The 6033-nt window shown below is 42.6% G+C and carries 5 protein-coding genes; 2 read left to right on the top strand and 3 right to left on the bottom strand.

The annotated features are described in order from the left end of the window. Positions 1–215: 215 nt before the first annotated feature. Positions 216–1466: a methionine adenosyltransferase gene (metK, locus tag IM500_RS12025; RefSeq protein WP_287738504.1), complete on the bottom strand. Its 1251-nt coding sequence runs from the start codon at positions 1464–1466 to the stop codon at positions 216–218. 325 nt (positions 1467–1791) lie between these two features. Between metK and pcrA the strand changes: the two genes are divergently transcribed. Then, on the top strand, positions 1792–4113 hold the full coding sequence (pcrA, locus tag IM500_RS12020) for a DNA helicase PcrA (RefSeq protein WP_190722891.1): 2322 nt from the start codon (positions 1792–1794) through the stop codon (positions 4111–4113). Between the two features lie 9 nt (positions 4114–4122). Here the strand turns inward: pcrA and IM500_RS12015 are convergent, their stop codons facing one another. Both IM500_RS12015 and IM500_RS12010 read right to left on the bottom strand, forming a co-directional pair. Continuing rightward, a complete protein-coding gene (locus IM500_RS12015) occupies positions 4123–4464 on the bottom strand; it encodes a DUF5615 family PIN-like protein (protein ID WP_002759489.1) in 342 nt (113 codons plus the stop codon). Next, positions 4461–4694 (bottom strand): DUF433 domain-containing protein, encoded by a 234-nt coding sequence (locus IM500_RS12010; RefSeq protein ID WP_039899814.1) that lies wholly within the window; start codon positions 4692–4694, stop codon positions 4461–4463. Before IM500_RS12010 ends, IM500_RS12015 begins: the two co-directional genes overlap by 4 nt. 325 nt (positions 4695–5019) lie before the next feature. On the opposite strand from IM500_RS12010, the gene IM500_RS12005 reads away from it, so the two are divergent. After that, positions 5020–5448, top strand: coding sequence for a CAAD domain-containing protein (locus IM500_RS12005; RefSeq protein WP_002744522.1), 429 nt, complete (start codon positions 5020–5022; stop codon positions 5446–5448). Positions 5449–6033: the final 585 nt, after the last annotated feature.

Below are 6033 nucleotides of genomic sequence, written 5' to 3'. Positions count from 1 at the left end.
GCCTGTAAACAAGCCTGATAGAATGAAGGTAACATTTTAAAATTTTGAGTGGTTGTCCTAACCACTCTATTTCTTTAGGGGGTCGTTTGGCTAGACCCCCCGCTCTATCTAGCTTGTAGCCCCTCTGTCACCCCTTGAAGTTTAAAAACCGTCCAAAAAAGGAATAGAGCCTGAAACTCTACTCCTCAATCAAAAATTGCAGTTAATTTCTAACCCTATACTACCACAGAAGTCAAAGCTTCTTTGAGGATAGCGGCTTTATCGGTCTTTTCCCAGGGTAAATCGAGATCATTGCGGCCAAAATGACCATAAGCGGCCACATCTTGGTAAAAACGATCGCCTCTTTCCGAGGGTAAACCGCGCAGGTTAAAGGTTTGGATAATACCGGCCGGACGGAGTTCAAAGTATTTATTGATTAAGTCCAGAATCACATCATCAGCGACTTTACCGGTGCCAAAGGTTTCCACGAAGACACTCACCGGACGAGCTACCCCAATCGCATAACCCACTTGAATCTCGCACTTATCGGCCAAACCAGCCGCGACGATATTTTTAGCCACATAACGGCAAGCATAGGCCGCAGAGCGATCGACTTTGGTAGGATCCTTACCGGAGAAAGCGCCGCCACCGTGACGAGAATAGCCACCGTAGGTATCGACGATAATTTTCCGTCCCGTTAATCCCGCGTCGCCTTGGGGTCCACCAATGACGAATTTTCCGGTGGGATTAACCAGATAACGGGTATTGGCATCGGGTTTAATCTCTAAATCGCTGAAGACCGGTTGTACTACCGCTTCCCAGAGATCACTTTTAATCTTTTGTTGGACGAGATCATTATCGGTGATATCGCCGATAGTAGCATCGTGTTGGGTAGAAACAAGGATAGTATCGATACCCACGGGACGACCATCTTCATAAATGACCGATACTTGCGTTTTACCGTCGGGACGCAGATAGGACAGTTCACCCGTTTTTCTGACTGCCGCTAAACGGCGAGCGATGCGGTGGGCTAAACTAATCGGTAAGGGCATAAATTCGGGGGTTTCATTGCAAGCGAAACCGAAGACAATACCCTGGTCTCCCGCACCAATTTTATCGAGTTCATCATTGCTGAGAAGTTCGCGATTTTCCTGAGCAGCCGTGACACCCTGGGAAATATCGGGAGATTGTTCGTCTAAAGCAACTAAAACGGTGCAACTATTCGAGGAAAAGCCGTTATCTGCGTTGATATAGCCGATTTCAGCGATTTTCTTGCGAACTAAATCGACGAAATGAACCTGTGCTTTCGAGGTGATTTCACCAGTAATCAAGACTAACCCTGTATTGACAACCACTTCAGCCGCTACACGACTGTGGTCATCTTGGGATAACAGAGCATCGAGAATAGTATCAGAAATCTGGTCACAAATTTTATCGGGATGTCCCTCTGTAACCGATTCGGAGGTGAACAAATAACGTTTAGACAAGTGATGTCCCTCACATAGTAGTACATTTGAACGCAAAAAGATTCCAAGAAATCTTTGATCATACAGTGTAACAGGGAATTTGTAGAGATCGAGTATTTTCAATAAGAAACCGCCCGAACATTGTCCGGACGGAGTGTGGTGTGAGGAGTGAACGGAAACTTTCGTCTCCGCTAATTCCATTGTAGATGACAACTTAGAATCTTGAGCGATTTGAAACAAACTAGCCCAAAAAATTTTTATTTCTTGAAGGGGTTGACTAATGCCCGATAGCCGTCCCGATGATGTAGCCTGATTAATAGAGGTCGCAGAGCTATACGGAAAGATTATGACAGTCACAGCCGATTATTTAGAACAACTCAATCCTTCCCAGCGCCTTGCTGTTGAGCATTTTTGCGGCCCCCTGTTGGTGGTTGCTGGAGCAGGATCGGGAAAAACTAGCGCTTTAACCTATCGTATCGCCCATTTGATCCGTCATCACGGGGTCGAGCCGGAAAATATTCTCGCAGTCACTTTTACCAATAAGGCGGCCCGGGAAATGAAAACTAGAATTGAAAAAACTTTTGCTCAACAGAAAGCACAGGAAAAATACGGTCAAAGATTAGAACTTTTAGAAGAATACGAACAGAAAAAACTCTTTTCTCAAGTTTATCGGAATTATACTAAAAAACTCTGGATCGGGACTTTTCACAGTCTTTGTGGTCGAATTTTGCGCTATGACATTAATAAATATCAGGATGAATATGGTCATAGTTGGCAAAGGAATTTTTCGATTATGGACGAGTCTGATGCCCAGAGTTTGGTGAAAAATATCGTCACTAAACAGATGAATTTAGACGATAAAAAATTTGATGCCCGCAATCTACGTTATGCGATTAGTAATGCTAAAAATTTAGGGTTAACTCCCGAGGATTACGCCAGAGAAAACCCTAATTTTCGGGGAAAGGTCATTTCTGAGGTTTATCAGGCTTATCAGATGCAATTGGCACAAAATAATGCCCTAGATTTTGATGATTTGATACTGGTTCCAGTCCGTCTTTTTCAGCAAAATGAATCTATTCTCGGTTATTGGCACACGCAATTTAAGCATATTTTAGTCGATGAATACCAAGACACTAACCGGATTCAGTACGAGTTAATTCGGCTTTTGTCCACCAATGGTGAAACGAAAAAAAGTGAGTGGAATTGGACGGATCGATCGATTTTTGTGGTGGGTGATGCCGACCAATCTATCTATAGTTTTCGGATGGCAGATTTTACTATTCTGCTCAATTTTCAAGCGGACTTTGGCGATGGTTTACCCGATGATGATACTCGCACGATGGTGAAACTACAGGAAAACTATCGTTCACGGGAAAATATTCTGCAAGCGGCAAATAAGTTAATTGAAAAGAATAGTCAAAGAATCGATAAAGTCCTTGTTCCCACCAGAGAAGGAGGCGAGAGTATTTATGTTTTTAAAGCCAGAGATGAACAGGAAGAAGCAGCTTTTGTTCTTGATAAAATTAGAGAATTTACCCAAGAAAACCCCGAATTAAATTGGGGTAGTTTTGCCATTCTCTACCGAATTAATGCCCAATCTCGCCCCTTTGAAGATGGGTTAATTCGCAATAATATCCCCTATAATATTGTCGGGGGATTTAAATTTTATGATCGACAGGAGATTAAAGATGCGATCGCTTATTTACGAGTGATTGCCAATCCTGCTGATACCGTTAGTTTACTGAGAATTATTAACACTCCCCGGCGCGGTATCGGTAAAACCACAATCGATAATTTGCTCAAAGCTGCCCAAGAATTAGGAGTACCTTTATGGGAAATTATCAGCGATGAAACTTCCGTTAATACTCTCGCCGGTCGTGCGACTAAAAGCATCAATAAATTAGCTAAAATTATCCAAAACCTGCAAGAAAAAATCGCTGATTTATCCGCTAGTGAAATCCTAGATAAAATCATGGAAGATTCGGGATATATCGATGAGTTAAAACAGCAGGGAACCGAGGAAGCTGATACCCGGATCGAGAATATTCAAGAATTGTATAGCGCTGTGGTACAATTCCAAGAGGAAAACGAAGAAACCAATCTCCAGGAATTTCTCGCTAGTGCTAGTTTAGCCTCGGATTTAGATAATCTTCAGGAAGGTCAAGAAAAAGTCTCGTTAATGACCCTTCATTCCGCCAAAGGTTTAGAGTTTCCTATCGTCTTTTTAGTCGGTTTAGAACAGGGCATTTTTCCCCATAATCGTAGTTTAAACGATCCCATTGCTCTTGAGGAAGAACGCCGTTTGTGTTATGTGGGAGTGACTCGGGCCAAGGAACAATTATTTTTAACCTACGCAAAAGAAAGATATGTCTGGGGGAATAAAGAGATGAAGGTAGCTTCCCAATTTTTGCAGGAATTGCCCCCAGAATTGCTCACAAGCAACCTGAAACCGAAAAAGACCCCAAAAGTGGTTGCCATGGAAAAAACTGTCTCTGATCAAAGAAAATGGCAGGTAGGCGATCGAGTGTTACACTCTACTTTTGGAGAAGGAGAAGTGACCCATATCCTCGGTACGGGCAAAAAAATGAATCTAGCGGTCAAATTTTCGGGTTTAGGTCAGAAAATCATCGATCCTCGCACCGCACCCATGCAACTTATCCACGAATAGGGAAGGACTTTAAGGAGTATTGCTAATCTCTACAATTATTGTTCCTTGCTCTAGTTGTTTCAACGCATCGGGTAAAGTAGCTGTCAGTAATCGCCGCAGATTCTGATTTGTGACATTACCACAGGTTAACCATAAAATTTGAGGAGGTGTTCCCAGACGACAAACCAAATCAATAAAGTCACTATCTTTGGTCATAATCACGGCATTTTCCGCTCGCGCTGCTGCAAATATCTCGATATCTTGAGCATCTCGAAGGGATAAGTCTCGCAGGGACGATGCTTCTAAATCAAAGGTCGCTGATAACCAGCTTGCTAGAGTTGGAGGTAGTTGAGCATCAATCCAAATTTTCATGCCGTTAGTTTAGGAAAATCCGTACACCGTGCTGCAAAAAGTAAACAAGCTTGGATATCTGCGAGTTCCAAATCGGGAAAGTCTTCTAGAATTTCAGTTATGCTCACATTCTCCGCTAACATTTCCAAAATATCCGTTACTCGAATTCGCATCCCCCGAATACAAGGACGACCACCACACTGGCCGGGTGTTTGAGTAATGCGGGTAAGCAAGCTAACTGTTGAGTCCATAGAACGCATCTCGAAGATATTTAGTCTGCATTTAATTATCTTATCTGCTAATCCTAACAACCAATCCCTAGCACCCAACTGACACCCCCTGATTCCTCAACTCCGATCGCTACCTGCTGTTAGAATAGAGAATTGCGGTCAGACTGACGATAAAATTGAGAAGCTAAATCCTTGATTCTTAATAGTTGTTGAGCAACTTTCCGCCTAGTATCGCAATTATCCGATAATATGGGCAACAGCGAGTTAGTCTATTCAGTCTGTTAAAATTGACCCCCGTTGGTCGTATTCGCGCACTGTCTAACCTTTATGATGAGGATCAGTTAATATGGAATCAATGCAACCCACCGAGACCCAAAATCCGATTAGAACGGATTTACCCGGGTCTCTGAGCAAACCCAGCAGCAGCACCGAACAGATTTGGTCTGAATATGTAGAACCAGTTTGGGATTCGGTGATGTCCTATCTGGCTAACGTCCCCGATTATATCGGTAGTTTCTTCTCTGGATACAAAAAACCTTTAATCGTTCTGGGGGCAATTTTAGCCAGTTTTGTCACCGTGAAAGTTACCCTAGCGGTTTTAGATGCGATCGATGATATTCCCCTCCTTGCTCCTATCCTACAATTAGTTGGGATCGTTTACACTGGTTGGTTTGTCTGGCGCTATCTGCTCAAAGATGAAAATCGTCGCGAGTTATTAGCCGAAATTGATGCACTAAAAGCGCAAGTTTTTGGCAGTCACAATAACACTTTATAGATAGAATCAAGCATAAAAAACAAAGGAGTTGAGTGTTTCCGCTCAACTCCTTTGTTTTTGCACAAGAGCTTATACTATAGCGTTTTTCAGTCTAGTGAGGTACAAAAGTTATGGGTTTTAGGCAAAAGGCAAGAGGCAAAAAGCAATAGGGAGAATAAATAATCAGTTTTTAATAACCAGATTTAATAGAGTTCTTGCATAATTAATTTTTGAGAGGGCAAAAATGAGAAAAATAAGCATAAATTGCCTAAAATCCCTAAATAGGGCCGGCTGAATAAATCTAAAAACCTTGTTGGATAAGACTTTTGGACTTTTTTCCCCTCAAAAAGTACCAGATATGGGAGTGATCAGGGGGAAATTCAGGGACTTTTTCCCTGAAAATTAGGTAATTGACCCCCTCAAAATCGGTAAAACCCCACACCCCACACCCCACACCCTACACCCTGCCCCTAGGAAAAACTTTTTGCCGCAAACCCTAAATAGGGCTGGCTGAATAAATGTGAAATGTAGGCATGGTAAGGGTTTTGTGGCTTTTCTTGCTCCCACAGGTGCAAGATTTTGAGAGAATCGTGCTTCAAAACCTGG

This window comes from Microcystis sp. M179S2 (genome assembly GCF_020245805.1).
Taxonomy (GTDB): Bacteria; Cyanobacteriota; Cyanobacteriia; order Cyanobacteriales; family Microcystaceae; genus Microcystis; species Microcystis aeruginosa.
Note: the sequence above shows the minus strand (reverse complement) of the source record. Positions and strands in the feature narration are given on the sequence as shown.